The organism is Paraburkholderia sp. 2C, from assembly GCF_054589215.1.
This window is the reverse complement of sequence record NZ_BAAILL010000049.1, coordinates 243,799-260,827: the sequence shown is the minus strand read 5'-3', so window position 1 is coordinate 260,827 and position 17,029 is coordinate 243,799. Positions and strand designations below refer to the sequence as shown.

General features: G+C 65.4%; 12 protein-coding genes and 1 pseudogene. 6 read left to right on the top strand and 7 right to left on the bottom strand.

The genetic code is table 11. The annotated features are described in order from the left end of the window. Positions 1-107: 107 nt before the first annotated feature. Both ACYPXD_RS25410 and ACYPXD_RS25405 read right to left on the bottom strand, forming a co-directional pair. Positions 108-1,343 carry an autotransporter strand-loop-strand O-heptosyltransferase gene (locus tag ACYPXD_RS25410; protein WP_459717588.1) on the bottom strand — a complete coding sequence of 412 codons (1,236 nt, stop codon included), beginning with the start codon at positions 1,341-1,343 and terminating at the stop codon, positions 108-110. A gap of 165 nt (positions 1,344-1,508) precedes the next feature. After that, on the bottom strand, positions 1,509-2,696 hold the full coding sequence (locus tag ACYPXD_RS25405; RefSeq protein WP_459717585.1) for an acyl-CoA dehydrogenase: 1,188 nt from the start codon (positions 2,694-2,696) through the stop codon (positions 1,509-1,511). 147 nt (positions 2,697-2,843) lie between these two features. Here ACYPXD_RS25405 and ACYPXD_RS25400 point away from each other — a divergent pair, with 147 nt between their 5' ends. Then, positions 2,844-3,629: an IclR family transcriptional regulator gene (locus ACYPXD_RS25400; RefSeq protein ID WP_459717582.1), complete on the top strand. Its 786-nt coding sequence runs from the start codon at positions 2,844-2,846 to the stop codon at positions 3,627-3,629. An 88-nt stretch (positions 3,630-3,717) separates the two neighbouring features. On the opposite strand, the gene ACYPXD_RS25395 is transcribed toward ACYPXD_RS25400, so the two are convergent. Next, complete coding sequence (locus ACYPXD_RS25395) at positions 3,718-4,548, bottom strand: EAL domain-containing protein (RefSeq protein WP_459717578.1); 831 nt, start codon at positions 4,546-4,548, stop codon at positions 3,718-3,720. Positions 4,549-4,810: 262 nt separating this feature from the next. On the opposite strand from ACYPXD_RS25395, the gene hmgA reads away from it, so the two are divergent. After that, positions 4,811-6,172 (top strand): homogentisate 1,2-dioxygenase, encoded by a 1,362-nt coding sequence (hmgA, locus tag ACYPXD_RS25390; RefSeq protein ID WP_459717573.1) that lies wholly within the window; start codon positions 4,811-4,813, stop codon positions 6,170-6,172. Next, complete coding sequence (gene fahA, locus ACYPXD_RS25385; protein ID WP_459717570.1) at positions 6,169-7,500, top strand: fumarylacetoacetase; 1,332 nt, start codon at positions 6,169-6,171, stop codon at positions 7,498-7,500. Before hmgA ends, fahA begins: the two co-directional genes overlap by 4 nt. Positions 7,501-7,578: 78 nt before the next feature. Here the strand turns inward: fahA and ACYPXD_RS25380 are convergent, their stop codons facing one another. The 3 genes from ACYPXD_RS25380 to ACYPXD_RS25370 form a co-directional block, all read right to left on the bottom strand. Further along, entirely contained in the window at positions 7,579-8,736 is a 1,158-nt protein-coding gene (locus ACYPXD_RS25380; protein WP_459717567.1) for an MFS transporter, read from the bottom strand. Between the two features lie 51 nt (positions 8,737-8,787). Continuing rightward, on the bottom strand, positions 8,788-9,954 hold the full coding sequence (locus ACYPXD_RS25375) for an MFS transporter (RefSeq protein WP_459717564.1): 1,167 nt from the start codon (positions 9,952-9,954) through the stop codon (positions 8,788-8,790). A 211-nt stretch (positions 9,955-10,165) separates the two neighbouring features. Continuing rightward, positions 10,166-10,975, bottom strand: coding sequence for a crotonase/enoyl-CoA hydratase family protein (locus ACYPXD_RS25370; RefSeq protein WP_459717561.1), 810 nt, complete (start codon positions 10,973-10,975; stop codon positions 10,166-10,168). Positions 10,976-11,198: 223 nt separating this feature from the next. On the opposite strand from ACYPXD_RS25370, the pseudogene ACYPXD_RS25365 reads away from it, so the two are divergent. Further along, a pseudogene (locus ACYPXD_RS25365) lies at positions 11,199-11,708 on the top strand (plasmid fertility inhibition factor family protein); the annotation flags it as partial. 261 nt (positions 11,709-11,969) lie between these two features. Here ACYPXD_RS25365 and ACYPXD_RS25360 read toward each other — a convergent pair. Further along, positions 11,970-12,977 carry a 2-hydroxyacid dehydrogenase gene (locus ACYPXD_RS25360; protein WP_459717557.1) on the bottom strand — a complete coding sequence of 336 codons (1,008 nt, stop codon included), beginning with the start codon at positions 12,975-12,977 and terminating at the stop codon, positions 11,970-11,972. Between the two features lie 604 nt (positions 12,978-13,581). Between ACYPXD_RS25360 and aspT (ACYPXD_RS25355) the strand changes: the two genes are divergently transcribed. Then, complete coding sequence (aspT, locus tag ACYPXD_RS25355; RefSeq protein WP_459717554.1) at positions 13,582-15,267, top strand: aspartate-alanine antiporter; 1,686 nt, start codon at positions 13,582-13,584, stop codon at positions 15,265-15,267. A 60-nt stretch (positions 15,268-15,327) separates the two neighbouring features. Beyond that, positions 15,328-17,013 carry an aspartate-alanine antiporter gene (gene aspT, locus ACYPXD_RS25350; RefSeq protein ID WP_459717552.1) on the top strand — a complete coding sequence of 562 codons (1,686 nt, stop codon included), beginning with the start codon at positions 15,328-15,330 and terminating at the stop codon, positions 17,011-17,013. Positions 17,014-17,029: the final 16 nt, after the last annotated feature.

Here is a 17,029-nt window from a genome sequence, read left to right as displayed (position 1 = left end):
CGGCCGAAACAAGGGCGGATGCAAAAGCAAAGCCGGGCCGCGGGTGAGCAGCACCCGCGGCCCGGCTTTTTCATTTCCGGCTGAGCTTTCGAGCCTTGTCCGGAGACTCAGGCGGCACAACGCGCATCGATCAGGCTGTCCACCGTCCGCATCACGAACTCCGGGCTGATCGCCGCCGTGCATTGGAACCGCTGCGCCTCGCTGCCCGCGCGGCGCGGGCACCAGTCGAAATCGTCGGCATTGAATTCGTGCGCGGTGTCGTTGAAGCAGCTATTGCACGCGTGAAAGTTAATCACGCGCCATGGCGTGTGGAACTCGGTCTTCGGATGCGAAAAGCCGCTGATCATGACGACCGGCGTGCCGACCGCCCAGGCCAGCCACGACAGGCCGCTGCCGAGTCCGACGAAAAACTCGGCATGCATCAGAAGACTCGCGCGCTCCTGCAGCGGCCGTTCGCCGGTGAAGTCCTCCGCGCCTTGCGGCATCCGGTTCAGTGCGCCGGGCAGCCCGTATTCGCGGTCGCGGTCGATGCACAGCACGCGCAGGCCGAGGCGCTTCAGATGCTCGATCAGCGTCGGCCAGCCGCGCGGATTGTTCCAGTACTTGCATTGGGCGGTCGCCTGCGTCGCGATGCAGACATACGGCTCAGCGATACGCCGCGCAGGATCCGCGACGACGAGCCGCGGCCGCCGCTCGCCGGGCGGCACGCCGAGCATATAGGCGGCCGCGTCCTGCATGCTGCTCACGCGCGGGTCGGTCGGCTGGTGGTCGCGTTCATCGTAGGGGGAGAAGAGGCCGATGTGGTAGGTCGCGTAGAAGGGCGCGCCGGTGGCGTCGAGCAGGTGAATGTCGCGTTCGGAAACGAGCTTCAGCGCCGGATAGCCCTCGCGAAACAGCGGCTGCAGATGCGTCGGCACCGCGACGTGCAGGTCGCAGTCGTGCTGCTCGCGAAACGCATCGATCACGGGCAGCCACGCGATCGAGTCGCCGAGCGCGGCTGATGCGAGACGCACGAGCACCGGTCGACGCGCCGCATCGAACGCATGCCCGAACACGAGCCGGCTGCCGTCGAACACCTGCAACAGCGTGCGCACGAAGTACTTGCGCCGGCTCGTCACCGTCTCGCCGCCTTGCACCGCTTCATCGAACACGACGTTGTGCGTGTCGAGATCGAGCATCCGCACGCGCCATCCGTCGACGGGCACCTGCACGCGGCAGCCGTAATTGAAGTCGAAGCGGATGCCTTCGGACCCGTGCAAGACGGGCGCGCCGGGCCGCGCAAAGCTCGATTCGGTCAGGCCGCGTTGGCCGCGTTGTGCGCCGGTGCGGACGGATTCGCTCATGGTGTCTCCGGGTCGATCGGCGCCGAGTCTGTCTGTCGACCCCGCGTCGAAGATCGGAATCGGCGCATCACAAAAATGCTGCCGACACCTTAAGCGGACGCTTCATCCGCACGAATTGGACAAATCTTAAAAAGCCGCCCGCGAGATCCGAATTCGTCAGCGAACTTAAAAGAACGCCTGAATTCCTGTCTGAGCGCGTCCGAGAATCAGCGCGTGGATATCGTGCGTGCCTTCATACGTGTTCACGACTTCAAGATTCACGAGATGCCGCGCGACGCCGAACTCATCGGAAATACCGTTGCCGCCAAGCATATCGCGCGCGGTACGCGCAATCTCGAGCGATTTGCCGCATGAATTGCGCTTCATCATCGACGTGATTTCGACTGCCGCGGTGCCTTCGTCTTTCATGCGGCCGAGGCGCAGCACGCTTTGCAGACCGAGCGTGATCTCGGTCTGCATATCGGCGAGCTTTTTCTGGATCAACTGGTTTGCGGCGAGCGGGCGGCCGAACTGCTTGCGATCGAGCACATACTGGCGCGCCGTGTGCCAGCACGATTCGGCCGCGCCGAGCGCGCCCCACGCGATGCCGTAGCGTGCCGAGTTCAGGCACGTGAACGGCCCGCGCAGGCCCTTTACACCGGGCAGCAGGTTTTCCTCGGGCACGAAGACGTCGTCGAGCACGATCTCGCCCGTAAGCGACGCACGCAGTCCGATCTTGCCGTGAATCGCCGGCGCACTGAGCCCCTTCCAGCCTTTCTCGAGGATAAAGCCGCGGATGTCGTCCTCGCCGTTCTCTTCGAGCTGTGCCCAGACGACGAACACATCGGCGATCGGCGAATTCGTGATCCACATCTTCGAGCCGGACAGCGCATAGCCGCCGTCGACTTTCTTCGCCCGCGTGACCATGTTGGCCGGGTCGGAGCCGTGGTTCGGCTCGGTCAGACCGAAGCAGCCGATCCATTCGCCGCTCGCGAGCTTCGGCAGGTATTTGTCTTTCTGCGCGTCCGTGCCGAATTCGAAGATCGGCACCATCACGAGCGACGATTGCACGGACATCATCGACCGGTAACCGGAATCGACGCGTTCGACTTCGCGCGCGATCAGCCCATAGCTCACATAGTTGAGACCCGGGCCGCCGTACTGCTCGGGAATCGTCGGGCCGAGCAGGCCCAGCTCGCCCATCTCGCGGAAGATCGCGACGTCGGTCTTCTCGTGGCGAAACGCCTCGAGCACGCGCGGCGCGAGCTTGTCCTGCGCATACGCGGCGGCGGCATCGCGCACCATGCGTTCTTCGTCGGTGAGCTGCTGGTTGAAAAGCAGCGGGTCGTCCCAGTGGAAATGCGCGCGCGCCATGATGGATCTCCTGAAATGCTGAATCGCTCGAATGCCGGTTGGCCGATGCCCGACGGGGCCTGATGGACGCCAATCAGCACGATTGCTTGACTTTTGTTCCGCTGTGCGAAACAATGTTTTGCAAATGACATTCGAGTGTACCACCCGATGACTGCCTCCGCACCGTCGATCGACGAGCGCAAATTCGTCGTCGCGCTCGCGCGCGGCCTCGATCTGCTGCGCGCATTCCGGCCCGGCGAGACGCTGCTCGGCAATCGCGACTTCGTCGAGCGCACGGGATTGCCGAAGGCGACCGTCAACCGCCTTGCCTATACGCTGACGGTGCTCGGCTATCTGCGTTTCGACGAGGCGCTCGGCAAATATGCGCTCGACGCAGGTGTGTTGTCGCTCGGTTTTGCGCTGCTATCGGGCACCGATACGCTGGAACTGGCGCGGCCGCATCTGCGCGCATTTGCCCGCGAGGTCGGCGCGGCGGTGTCGCTCGGCTGCCGCGACGGGCTCGATATGGTGTATCTCGAGACCATCCGCAGCGAGACTGCGCTCACACTTGGGCTGGCATCGGGTTCGAAGCTGTCGATGCTGACCAGTTCGATGGGCCGCGCGTATCTGGCGGTGCAGCCGGTCGATGTGCGCGAGGCGCTGTTCGGCGAACTCACGCAAGCGGCGGGAAGTTCAGGCGCGACGCAATTGAAGGACGCGCGCGAGGAAATCGACGCGTTCGAAGCAGCCGGCTGCTGTTATTCGTTTCGCGCGTGGCACGACGACGTCAACGCGGTGGCCGTGCCGTTTCGCGATCCGCGCGACGGACGATGGCTCGTGCTCAGTTGCAGCGGGCCGGCATCGTCGATGGGAGAAGACGTGTTTCGCGAGCGTGTCGCGCCGCGCCTGAAGGCGCTCGCCGAGCGGCTCGGCGACACGGTCCGGCGCGCGTAGCGGGCGTGCCGGGCGGCGCGCATGAACGGCTTGCATGAGCTACCCGCAGGCAACCTCAGCGCGCTTGCAAGCCACCCTCAAGCCACCCTCAAGCCACCCGATTCTCACTGCCCGCGAACAACGGCCCCTGCACGAACCGCACATCGTATTGCTGCAGCATCTCGAACTGCGCCTCGGTCGCAACGCGGTCGAAGATCAACGGGATGCGAAGCCGGTTTGCATAGCCGACGAGCGGTTTCACCATCGCATCGCGCAACGCGGCGCCCGCGTCCATCTTGACGAAATCGAGCCGCGCCATATCCGATACCGACAGAATCTGCCCCGCGTTTGGCAGATTCCCGGCCACCTTGAAGCCGTAGTGCTGATAACTCTTCGTCAGATAGCCGAGAAACGTGCGATGCGCGACAGCCGCTGGCGGCAGCTCGATCACGATGCGCGACGGATTGAGCCCGAACGAGATCAGCACCGTCGAGAAGTGCCTTCCGTGGTCGTAACGCACGCTCTTCAAGAGGCGCTCATGCACGCGCAGAAACAGCAACCCGTGCCGCTGCGCGCCGAAAAAATTGATCGCATGCATGCCGCGTGACATGCGGTCGAGCGCAACCAGTTCCTGATCGTCGGATACGTGTTCGAACGGATCGAACGTATCGATGTGCGTGCCGTTCAGCTGCTGCGTGACCGCCTGAAACCCGAGTTCGTCGCCGAAGCGGTCGGCGCTTTGCGGCGCCGACGACAACGATTGCGCGAGCGCATGCACGCTGATGTCGAAGATCGGTTCGTACGCGCTGCCGATCTCGAAGCCGGCGTACTGCGCGACCGCGGTGTCTCGCCAGATGCCGGTGCCCATGCGCACATGCTCGCGGAGAAACGGAAGGGTCGATGCGCGATCAACGAGTTCGGAAATGTTCAACGGGATCATGGGTGAGCGCAGGTGTGGCGCGCATGTGACGCGCACGTAACGTGTCGGGGCGATCAGTCGCGTTCGAATTGGAATGGCGGCCGTTGCCGCATCGAGGGCCTTCGCATCCTCTGATGGTAGCAGCGGGCGCTAAATCGCGACTAACCAATTACTGATATGGATGTATTCGGGCACGAACACACCAGGGTTTACGTGAGTTTCACTAAACGTAATTCGTTTTACCATTCGTAAATCGACAGAATCGAAGCAACGGAGACCTCACATGACCCCATCGACGCAGCGCGAGAGCGGTGCCGCCGGCAGCGCCCGGCAGTCGGCCCACGAAGCGCACCCGCCCTACCAATCCGGCTTCGCCAACGAATTCGCAACCGAAGCGCTGCCCGGCGCGCTGCCGCAAGGCCGCAATTCGCCGCAGCGCGCGCCGTACGGGCTGTACGCCGAGCAGTTATCCGGCACCGCGTTCACCGCGCCGCGCGGACACAACCGGCGTTCGTGGCTGTACCGCATCCGCCCGGCGGCGATGCACGGGCGCTTTGCGCCGTTGCCGTCGAATCATCTCGTTGCGAACTTCGCTGGCGCGCCGCCGACGCCGCCGGGCCAGTTGCGCTGGAATCCGCTGCCGACGCCGTCGAAGCCGACCGACTTTATCGACGGCTGGGTGACCTGGGCCGGCAACGGCGCCGCGGAAGCGATGAGCGGTTGCGCGATTCATCTCTATGCGGCGAACCGCTCGATGCAGGACCGCTACTTCTACAGCGCCGACGGCGAACTGCTGATCGTCCCGCAGCACGGGCGTCTCGCCATTGCGACCGAGCTCGGCAAGCTCGACGTCGAGCCGTTCGAAATCGCGGTGATTCCGCGCGGCGTGCGCTTTACCGTCGCGCTGCCCGATGGCGACGCGCGCGGCTATATCTGCGAGAACTTCGGTGCGCTGCTGCGGCTGCCGGACCTCGGACCGATCGGCTCGAACGGGCTCGCGAATCCGCGCGATTTCCTCACGCCGCATGCCGCCTATGAAGACCGCGAAGGGGCGTTCGAGCTTGTCGCCAAGCTCAACGGGCAGCTCTGGCGCGCCGATATCGATCACTCGCCGCTCGACGTCGTCGCGTGGCACGGCAACTACGCGCCGTACAAGTACGACTTGCGGCATTTCAATACGATCGGCTCGATCAGCTTCGACCATCCGGATCCGTCGATCTTTCTCGTGCTGCAATCGCCGAGCGACACGCCGGGCGTCGATACGCTCGACTTCGTGATCTTTCCGCCGCGCTGGCTCGCCGCCGAAGATACGTTCCGCCCGCCGTGGTTTCACCGCAATGTCGCCAGCGAGTTCATGGGGCTCGTGCACGGCGCCTATGACGCGAAGGCCGAAGGCTTCGTGCCCGGCGGCGCGAGTCTGCACAACTGCATGTCGGGTCATGGACCGGACGCGGAGACCTTCGAAAAGGCATCGCACAGCGATACGACGAAACCGCACAAGGTTGGCGACACGATGGCGTTCATGTTCGAGACGCGCACGCTGATCCGGCCCACGCGTTTTGCGCTCGAAAGCGCGCAACTGCAAACGGATTACGCCGACTGCTGGCAAGGCCTCAAGAAACATTTCAACGCGGAGAAGCAATGAGCATCGGCGGTGACCTTCAGGCGACGCTCGACGCGTCGCGCAAGAGCTGGATCGAGACAGCCAACGATCCGGCATGCGATTTTCCGATCCAGAACCTGCCGTTCGGCGTGTTTAGCGATCCGGACCATCGTGCGCCGCGCGCGGGCGTGGCGATCGGTGACCGGATTGTCGATCTCGCCGCGCTGGAACGCGCGGGGCTTCTCACTGCAGTGCCGAACTCGCCCGTCGCGCAGAATGGTGACGCAAGCGTGTTTGCGCGCGATTCGTTGAACGCGTTTATCGCGCTCGGCCGCGATGCGTGGCGCGGCGTGCGCGTGCAACTCAGCGCGCTGCTCGAGCGCGGCAACCCGCGCCTGCGCGATGACGAAGCGCTGAAAGCGCGCGCCCTCGTGCCGATGTCGGACGCGACGCTGCATCTTCCGGTGGAGATTCCCGGCTACACGGATTTCTATTCGTCGAAGGAACATGCGACCCATGTCGGCTCGATGTTCCGCGATCCGGCCAACGCATTGCTGCCGAACTGGCTCGAGATGCCGATCGGCTACAACGGGCGCGCGTCGTCGGTGGTCGTGAGCGGCACGCCGCTGCGGCGGCCCAATGGCCAGCTGAAGCTGCCCGATACGCCGCGCCCCGTGTTCGGCGCGTGCCGCAAGCTCGATATCGAACTCGAAACGGGTTTTATCGTCGGCCGCGGCAATGCGCTCGGCGAGCCGATCGCGTGCGCCGACGCGGAAGCGCATATTTTCGGCATGGTGCTGCTCAACGACTGGAGTGCGCGCGATATCCAGCAGTGGGAATACGTGCCGCTCGGCCCGTTCAACTCGAAGACGTTCGCCACGAGCATTTCGCCGTGGATCGTCACGCTCGACGCACTCGAACCGTTTCGCGTCGCGCAGCCGGTGCAGGAGCCCGCGCCGCTCGATTACCTGAGGCATCGCGCGGACGCCAGGCATGGGTTCGATATCGCGCTCGAGGTGCGCATGCGTGCCCGCGATGCGCGTCACGCGACGACGATCGCGCGCACGAACTTCCGCCATATGTACTGGACGATGGCGCAGCAGCTCGCGCATCACACGGTGTCGGGCTGCAATACGCGGGTCGGCGACCTGATGGGGTCCGGGACGATCAGCGGGCCGACCGCCGGTTCGTTCGGCAGCCTGCTCGAGCTGACGTGGAACGGCAAGACGCCGATCGAACTCGAAGGCGGCGGCACGCGCACGTTTATCGAAGACGGCGACGAGCTGACGCTTGCCGGCTGGTGTCAGGGCGACGGGTATCGCGTGGGCTTCGGCACGTGTGTCGGGGAGATCCTGCCGGCGCAGGCGTGAGAAGAGCGAGGCGCGCGAGAAGCGTGAAGCGCGCCCGATTGCCCGGGTTGCCCCGCGGTTGCCCGGTGTTGCCTCGTGCTACTGCAAGGCCCGCACCGCGCCGCGCCGCTTCTCCCAGACGGCCGCCACGAGAAACGCAAGCGCACTCGCGAGCAATACGGCGATCAGCGCATCGTTGCCGATGCGCTTCATCAGCGCGCCGGCGACGAGCGGTCCGCCGAAGCTCGCGACGCTCCACGACGCGCCGACAATCGAACTCGCGGAAACCAGCGCCGCGCCGCGAAAGCGCTCGCCGCATGCGACGAGCGACAGCGTATAGATCGCGCCGGCCGCGCCGCCCAGCACATAGAGCAGCGGCCAGCACAGCCACGGCACGGCGATCGCCCAAGGCAGTAACGTCAGCAGCAGCACGACGACCACGGCCGCGCCGATATGCACACGCTCACGGCCCAGATGGTCCGCGAGCCAGCCGATCGGAAACTGCAGCGTCGTGTCGCCGAGCAGCATCGCCGAGGCGAACAGCACGGCGATGCTCGCTGCGAAGCCGTGCGTCATCGCGAAGAGCGGCATCAGCGATAACGCCAGCGTATCGAACAGCGCGAAAAAACCGGTGCCGATCACGAGCGCGGGCATGCGCGGCAGCACGTGCCGCCAGTTGCCGTGCGCTTCGTGTTCGCCCGCGACGCGCGGCGTCGTGCGGATCGCCGCGAGCATCGGCAGTGCGAGCAGAAAAATCGCGCCGCATACAAGAAAGCGCCAGCCGGCGAACGGCGCGATGCGGCTGACGAGCACGGGCCCCACCATCTGGAACAGCGTGAAGTTCGTCGCGTAGATCGCGATCACGCGGGCGCGCGACGCGTCGTCGGCGAGCTGGTTGACCCATGCTTCGCCGAACGTGAAGAGCAGCATCAGCGCGAAGCCGCATACGACGCGCAACACGGCCCAGACGAAGAGATTCGCCGTGACCTGCATCAACGCGGTGGCGAGCGCCACCGCGAGCACCGCGCCGACAATCACCTGGCGGCCCGAAAAGCGCGCGCCGACCGAGCCGGTCAGCGGCACGGCGACCAGCCCGCCGCCGGCTTGCGCCGCGGTCAGGAGGCCGACGACATCGGTGCCGTAGCCTGCGTCGGTGAGGGCGAGCGCAGTGAGCGGCAGCGTGGCGCCCATGCCGAGCCCGACCACGGCGACGCTCAGAATGAGCGCGACAAAATCGCGGGAGAGGATGACTTTCATCGGGCGTGATGCTACTACGCGAGCGCGTCGCCGCGTGCGGGGCGACGCGCCTCAACCCGGCACGGCCAGCCGTTGCGCGCGGCGCTCGAGCGACACCGACCACAGCGTCAGTGCGACGGCGCCGGCCGCCGTCGCGACACCAACCCACGGCAGCGCCGTGAGCGGTGCGCCCGCGCCGATCGCCATGCCGCCGAGCCATGCGCCGGTCGCATTGCCGAGATTGAATGCGCCCTGGTTCAAGGTGGACGCGAGATTCGGCGCATGGCTGGCGCGATCGACGATCAGCATCTGCAGCGGCGGCACGATCGCGAAGGCGAGCACGCCCCATGCAAACACAGTGACGAGCGCGGGGATCTGCGCATGCATGGCCGCGGCGAACACGACGAGAATCGCGACGATCGCCAGCAGGAACGCGAGCAGCGACTGCACGGGCCGCCAGTCGGCGAGCTTGCCGCCGAGCGTGCTGCCGACCGTCAGACCGAGGCCGAACAGCAGCAGTACGAGCGTGACCGCATGCGGCGTAAAGCCGGTCACGTCTTCGAGAATCGGCGTGATGTAGGTGAAGGTCGAGAAGAGGCTTGCCGAGGCGAGCACGCTCGTGCCGAGCACCATCAGCACCTGCGGATTTTTCAGCACCTTGAATTCGTGCAGCAGGCTCGCCTTCTGCATCTCGATGCGCGAGGGCAGGCAGACCGCGAGCGCGGCGGCGGCGAGTACGCCGATCACGGTGACCGCCCAGAACGTCGAACGCCAGCCGACCGCCTGGCCCAGCGCCGTGCCGAGCGGCACGCCCAGCACGTTCGCGAGCGTGAGGCCCGTGAACATCAGCGCGATGGCCTGCGCGCGACGGTTCGGCGCGACGAGGCCCGCGGCCACCACCGATCCGATGCCGAAGAATGCGCCGTGACAGAAGGCAGTGACGATGCGCGCGATCATCAGTACCGCATAGTTCGGCGCGATCGCGCACAGCAGGTTGCCGACGATAAATACGCCGATCAGGCTCATCAGCGCTTTTTTGCGTGGCATGTTCGCGACCGCGATCGCGACGATCGGCGCGCCGATCGTGACACCGAGCGCATAGGCCGACACCAGCATGCCGGCTGCCGGAATCGACACCGCGAGATCGCGCGCGACGTCGGGCAGAAGCCCCATGATGACAAATTCAGTCGTGCCGATGCCGAATGCGGCAATGGCCAGAGCAAAGAGGGGCAGGGGCATGATCGGAGCGTCGGCGCACCGCGCTCGCGCGCGTTCGGGACGAAGCGCGTCGGGGCGGACAGGGAAAGCCAGTAGGGGATTGTACCTAAGCCGAAACCCATGCAATGGGCGATGTCAACAACTGTTGTTTTTTTCGTATGCGTTGAGAAAGGGTGCGAGCGAAAGTCGCGCATGACAGACGTGCATGACAGACGTGAATGACAGGCGCGAATCAACCGTCCGACGAATCGAGCGCGCTTCCGTGTCTTCCGGCGCCGTCGGCAAAGCGCGCGGCGAGCGCCATTCCTTCGCTGAACACCGCCGCATAGCCGCCCGCGCCTTCGCGGCGCAGTGCGTCGGCGAGGTCGTCGAGCATGCTGTGCTCGAATGCCGAACGGCGGTCGGCGAGCAATGCCGCCTGCGGCAGCGCAGCCAGTTCCGCGGCAAGCTGTTCGGCCGCGAGGCGTGCCGTGCCGTTATCGACGATGCGGTTCGCAAGTCCGAAGGCAAACGCCTCGTCGGCGCCGATCGCGCGGCCCGTCAGAATCAGATCGAGTGCGCGCGATAAGCCGATCAGCCGCGGCAGCCGGATCGTACCGCCGTCGATGAGCGGAATGCCGACGCGCCGGCAAAACACACCGAGCACTGCGGAGCGTTCGACGACACGCAGATCGCACATCGCCGCAAGCTCGAGGCCGCCCGCAACCGCGTAGCCCGAGATCGCGGCGATCACGGGCTTCGAGAACGGCGTGCGCGTCGGACCCATCGGGCCCGGACCGCTGCCGTCGGCATGCAACTCGTTGCGGCGCGTGTCGTCGTTGAGCGCGGTGAGGTCGGCGCCCGCGCAGAACGTGCCGCCCGCGCCGAACAGCACGGCGACGCGCCAGTCAGCGTGAGTTTCGAAATGCGCGAAGGCTTCGGACAGCGCGTTCGCTGTCGGGCGATCGACAGCATTGCGGCGCTCGATTCGATCGAGCACGATCGTTGCGACCGCATCGATCGCTTCGATCCGGACATGTTCACCGAATGTTTCGAGGGTCATCGTCATCTCCCGATGCAAGTCGATCGGAGTCGTCGCAACACATGTTTCGATTTGCTCGAAATACCACAACTGCGTGGTGAAATCGCTTGCCTAAGTGACACGGCCTTTTCACAATCGACTCGTAGCGTAATCACCTTTTACATGCCGGTTCGATCGGTTCTGCGCACGCGGCGTGCGGGCATGTCGGAGGCGACCCACTGTTCATTTTCATCCGAAGCCGTCGATGTCGAATTCAGCACCGCCCTCTAGCGAGCTTGTCTGGGTCGTTCACCTGCACGACCACGAATGGTATGACCATGTGCGGCTAAAACGCGTGTTCGCCGTCGATGGAACCCGCCATGAAGTCGTCCTCGTCGATGCGCGCAAGCTGCTGCTGTGTGCCGAGCGCGACGACACGGACTACGTGCTGCATCCGGTGGACGAATGGCATTCCGGCAAGGTGCGCGGTATTCGCGAGTTTCTCGATCCCGCCAATGCGCGCATTCCCGAGATGCCCTACGTGACGATTAGCGCACGGCGCGCGCCGGGTCTGATCGGCTGGCTCGGCCTCGAGCACGAAGGCGTGGTCGCGTTCCGCAACGGACAGCACCGCGCGCGTTATCTCGCGTCGGCCGGCGCGCGCTGGTTTCCGGTCGAAGTGCATGAGCGCGAGGCCGCACTGCTGCGCCAGTACTGCGGCGCGCCCGACGACGCACGCACCGCGCTGCGGCCGACGATGAGCGTCGCGCCGGGCGCCATCGGCGACATTATCGACGACCTCGCCGACGACGACGATCACATGGACGACGACGTACCGCTCGACCTGCCCAACAACCTGCCCAATGACCGGCCCCACGATTCGGCCGACGAGCGTGTGCGGCACGACGGCATGAGCAAGCGGGTCTGACGCGCGCATGGCGTGCGGCCAGCTCTATGCGAAACCCCGCCGCCGCACACCGCCCACAACCACGACCCGCCACACACCCGCCCACAACCACACACCCGCCGCACACCATCACCCAAGCGCCGGCGCGTGCCGCACGACATTGACCGGCATGCCGTCGCGCCACGCTTTCACATTCCCAAGCGTCGTCTGCGCGATCTCGTTCATCGCCTCGCGCGTAAAGAACGCCTGGTGCGCGGTGACGATCACATTCGGGAACATAAGAAGGCGTGCGAGCACGTCGTCCTGCAGCGGCGTATCCGAATGATCCTCGAAAAAGAGACCGCCTTCCTCTTCGTAGACGTCGAGCCCGAGATGGCCGAGCTGCCCGCTCTTCAACGCGCCGATGAGCGCATTGCTTTCGACGAGCCCGCCGCGCCCCGTGTTGATCAGCATCGCGCCGCGCTTCATCTTGGCGAGCGCGGCCGCGTCGATCATATGGTAGGTGGCCGGCACGAGCGGGCAGTGCAGGCTCACGATATCCGCGCCGGCGAGCAGCGTATCGAGCGGCACGTATTGCGCGCCGAGCGCGAGCAGTTCCGCGGCCGGCGGCCCCGGGTCGTACGCCATCACCAGCATGCCGAAGCCCGCCATGATGCGACCGAAAGTGCGGCCGATCACGCCGGTGCCGACGATGCCGACCGTCTTGCCATGCAAATCGAAACCGAGCAGGCCGGTGAGCGAAAAGTCGCCTTCGCGCGTGCGCGCAACCGCGCGCGGCAGACGCCGGTTCAGCGCGAGAATCAGGCCGACCGCGTGCTCCGCGACCGCATGCGGCGAGTAAGCCGGCACATGCAGCACCGGCAGCCCGAGGCGTTCGGCGGCTGCGAGGTCGACGTGGTTGAAACCTGCCGAGCGCAGCGCAATCAGCCGCGTGCCGCCCGCATGCAACTGCTCGAGCACGGCCTCGTCGACGGTGTCGTTGACGAATGGGCAGACGATGTCGTAGCCATGCGCGAGGATTGCGGTCTCGCTATCGAGGTACGACTCCTGGAAGTGCAGTTCGTAGTGAAATGACGCGTTGACCTCGCTGAACGTATCGCGGTCGTACGGACGGCTGCTGAACAGGATCATGCGCATCGCGGCTCCCGAAGTGAGCGCGCCGGTTCGCGCGGACGGGGGCCGGCATCGGCCCGGCATCAGACGTGCGGAACGGCGTGCATAGCGTCCAGTATCGCACCATGCGGGGCCGCCGCGGCGCGCATTGGAAGTGCGGCAACGATGCGGTATGAAGCAACGATATAAGCGTAATCCCGCTTCCGCCTGAAAATAACATTGACAGCCCTGCCCGATTTTCATATCTATTAAAGCGGCACGACGATTCCATGCATGTAAAAAGTCCGCATCGCGAACGCGATCTGCTCGCGCTTTGATGCAAATCGATTCCGCATAGTTTGGATGGACAGAACAAGGCCGCTCGCCTGATTCGCGGTTCCCAAGCGTTGTTCCACAACCTGACGAGGAAGCGATGTCTGTCACAGAAGCCGATAGCGCATAGCGGCTGAACGCCGTTTCCGGATGCCGCGCCCTCGTGCGTACCGCGCAGGTCGATTCGGAATACAAACAAAATTTGACGTTCGGATACTGCAGGCGGCGACACGCGTCTGTAGGCGTCGCGTGCCGCGGCCTTGATGCAGCGCGCCATGCGTCGACGACAGGCGTCTTTCAGTGCTGGAAATGGAAAATGATCGCCGAACTGCTCAGGTCTCAACCGGAAATCGCATTGTTCGTCAGCCTTGCGCTCGGTTACTTCATCGGCTCGTTTCGCCTCGGGCCAATCCAGCTGGGCGGCGTGTGCGGCACGCTGATCGTCGCGCTCGTGCTGGGCCAGACCGGCGCGCGCATCTCGCCTGATCTGAAGAACATCGCGTTTGCGCTGTTTATCTTCGCGCTCGGCTTCACCGGCGGTCCGCAATTCTTCGCGAATATCGGGCGCGGCTGGCGCTATGGCTTGCTATCGGTTATCGAAGTCGTGTCGGTGCTGGCGCTCGTGATGACCGCGGTGTCGCTGATGAATCTCGATCCGGGCACCGCGGCAGGTCTGCTGGCGGGCGCGGCCACCGAGTCGGCGGTGATCGGCACCGCGTCGGAGGCGATCGCGCGGCTCGGCTTGGCGGATGCGGAAACCACGCGGCTGCAGGCGAATATCGTCACGGCTTATAGCGTCAGCTATCTGTTCGGCCTTATCACGATCGTGCTGTTCTGCAGCCAGATCGCGCCGCTTCTGCTGCGCGTCAATCTGCGCGCGGAGGCCGAGCGCGTGTGGCGCGAACTGGGCGGCGGCGATGCGCTCGACGAAGGGCAACGGCTCGCGGCGCCCGCGCTCGTCGGCCGCGCGTTTCGCGTCGGGCCCGCGGCGGGCGCGACGATCGGCGCATTCGAGCAGCAGTACGGCAACAACCTGACGTTCGAGCAGATCGAGCGCGGCGGTGTGCTGATGGCGGCCGAACCGCAGGCGAAGCTCGAGGAAGGCGACGTCGCGCTTGTCGTCGGCCGGCGCGCTGCGCTCGTCGCGGCAGCGCCGCATATCGGCGAGGAGGTGACGGGCGCCGGCTTCAGCGTCGTGATGGGCGAGCGCGTGGACGTCGTGCTGACGCGCCGCGACCTGCACGGCCTCACGATCGCGCAGGTGCGCGAGCAGGCGTCGCGCACCGAAGGGCGCGGCGTATACATCGCCGCTGTCACGCGGCTCGACGCGCGCATTCCCGCGCTGTCCGGCACGGTGCTCAACCGCGGCGATGTGCTCACCATCGTCGGCGCAAAAGACGACGTCGTGCGCGGCGTGAAGCACCTCGGTTACGAACTCGTGCCGACGCAGAAAACCGACTTCGTTTATCTCGGTCTCGGCGTGCTGATCGGCATGGCGCTCGGCCGGCTGTCGGGCACGATCGGCGGCGTGTCGCTCGCGCTCGGCACCGGTGGCGGGTGCCTGTTGTCGGGGCTGCTGTTCGGCTGGATCCGCTCGCGTCATCCGCTCGTCGGCTCGCTGCCGTCCGCGGCCGCGCAGATTCTCAAGGACTTCGGCCTCGCGACCTTCATTGCCGCAGTGGGCCTGTCGGCCGGCCCCGACGCAATCAAGCTCGTGCGCGAATACGGTCTCGCGCTGCCGATCGTCGGCATCCTGATGGTGCTCGTGCCGGGGCTGCTGTCGCTATGGATCGGCCGCACGCTGCTCAAGCTCGATACGCCGATGCTGCTCGGCGCGATCGCCGGCCAGCAATGCAGCACGCCGGCGATCAGCGCGCTTGTCGGCGTGACCGGCAACTCGACGCCGGTCATCGGCTACACGATCACGTACGCGCTCTCGAATATCTTTTTGCCGTTGATGGGGCCGGTTGTCGTCGGACTGGCCAGCAAGTTCGGATCGTGACCGATCGAAGCCGGGCGGATCTGGACAAAAACCGCGTACCGCACAGACAGAGATATCTCCATGGACTGGCTGCATCACCTCTTCGAGAAATCCCCTGAAATCGCGCTGTTTCTCGCGCTGACCGTGGGCTATTTGATCGGCCAGATCAACTTCGGCAAATTCCAGCTCGGCGGTGTCGGCGGGTCGCTGCTTGCCGCGGTTGTGATCAGCCAGGCGGGCGTGTCGATCGACAACGGCGTCAAGGCCGTGATGTTCGCGGTGTTTATCTATGCGGTCGGCTACGACTCGGGGCCGGGCTTTTTCAACTCGCTGAACCGCAAGACGCTGCGCGAAATCGCGATGGCCGTGTTTCTCGCGGTCAGCGCGCTCGTCACGGTGCTGATCTGCGCGAAGCTGTTCCATCTGAACAAGGGCCTGGCCGCCGGGCTCGCCGGCGGGGCGCTGACGCAGTCGGCCATCATCGGCACCGCTGGCGATGCGATCGCGCGCCTCGGCCTGTCCGCCGACGAAACGAAAACGCTGCAATCGGACGTCGCGATCGCCTATGCGGTGACTTATGTGTTCGGATCCCTCGGTGCGATTCTCGTCTGCGTGAATCTGCTGCCGAAATTCATGGGACGCGGTTTGCGCGAAGCGTCGCTCGATGCGGAAGCTGAACTCGCGGGCGGCGCGCCGGCGCGCGGACCGGGGCAATTGTCCGCGCTGCCTGAACTCGTCGGGCGTGCGTTTCGCGTCGCGCAGGCGGCGGGGCGCAAGGTCTCCGAGCTCGAGGTGAGCCAGCAGGACAGGGTGACGATCGAGCGCATTCGTCGCGGCGGCGAGGCGCTCGATGCGGCGGAGGACCTCGTGCTCGCGACCGGCGACGTCGTGCTCGTGATCGGGCGCCGCGAAGGAATGGTCGGCATCGCGCCGCTGATCGGCCCCGAAGTCGCGGATACGAGCGACGTCGTGCTGGTCATGCAAACGCGCGACGCGGTGTTCGCGCGCAAGGGGTTGAATCATACGACGGTCGCGCACGTGCGCGAGCGCGTCGATCGCGAGATGCGGCACGGCGTATTTCTCGAAGGCATCTCGCGAATCGGCCGGCCGGTGCCGGTGTTGCCGCAGACCCAACTCGAACACGGCGACGTGCTGACGTTCTACGGTACGGCAAAAGATACGAAGCGGGCGGTCATGGCGGCCGGCTACGAGCTGCCGTATTCGATCAAGACCGATTTCATCTATATGGGCGTCGGGATCGTGCTCGGTCTGCTGATCGGGCTCGTGGTCGTGAACGTCGCCGGCGTGCCGCTCACGCTCGGCTCGGGCGGCGGCTGCCTGCTCGCGGGCCTGCTGTTCGGCTGGATGCGCGGCAAGCATCCGATGTACGGCGTCATGCCGCCGGCCGCCTCGCAATTGCTGAAGGACTTCGGGCTGGCCGCGTTCGTCGCGGTGGTCGGCCTGAACTCGGGGCTGCAGGCGGTCGTCACGGTCAGGCAGAGCGGCATGACGATTTTTATGGCCGGCGTGCTCGTGACGCTCGTGCCGCTGCTGCTGACGATGCTGTTCGGCCGTTACGTGCTTCGCTATGACAACGCGGCGATTCTGGCCGGTGCGCTGACCGGTTCGCGCAGTGCGAACCCGGCCTTCGGCGGCGTGCTCGACAAGGCGGAAAGCGCGGTGCCGACCGTGCCGTTCGCGATTACGTATGCGATCGCGAATGTGCTGCTGACGCTGCTCGGGCCGCTCGTCATCGGTCTTGTCTGAGCGGCCGGCCCAACCT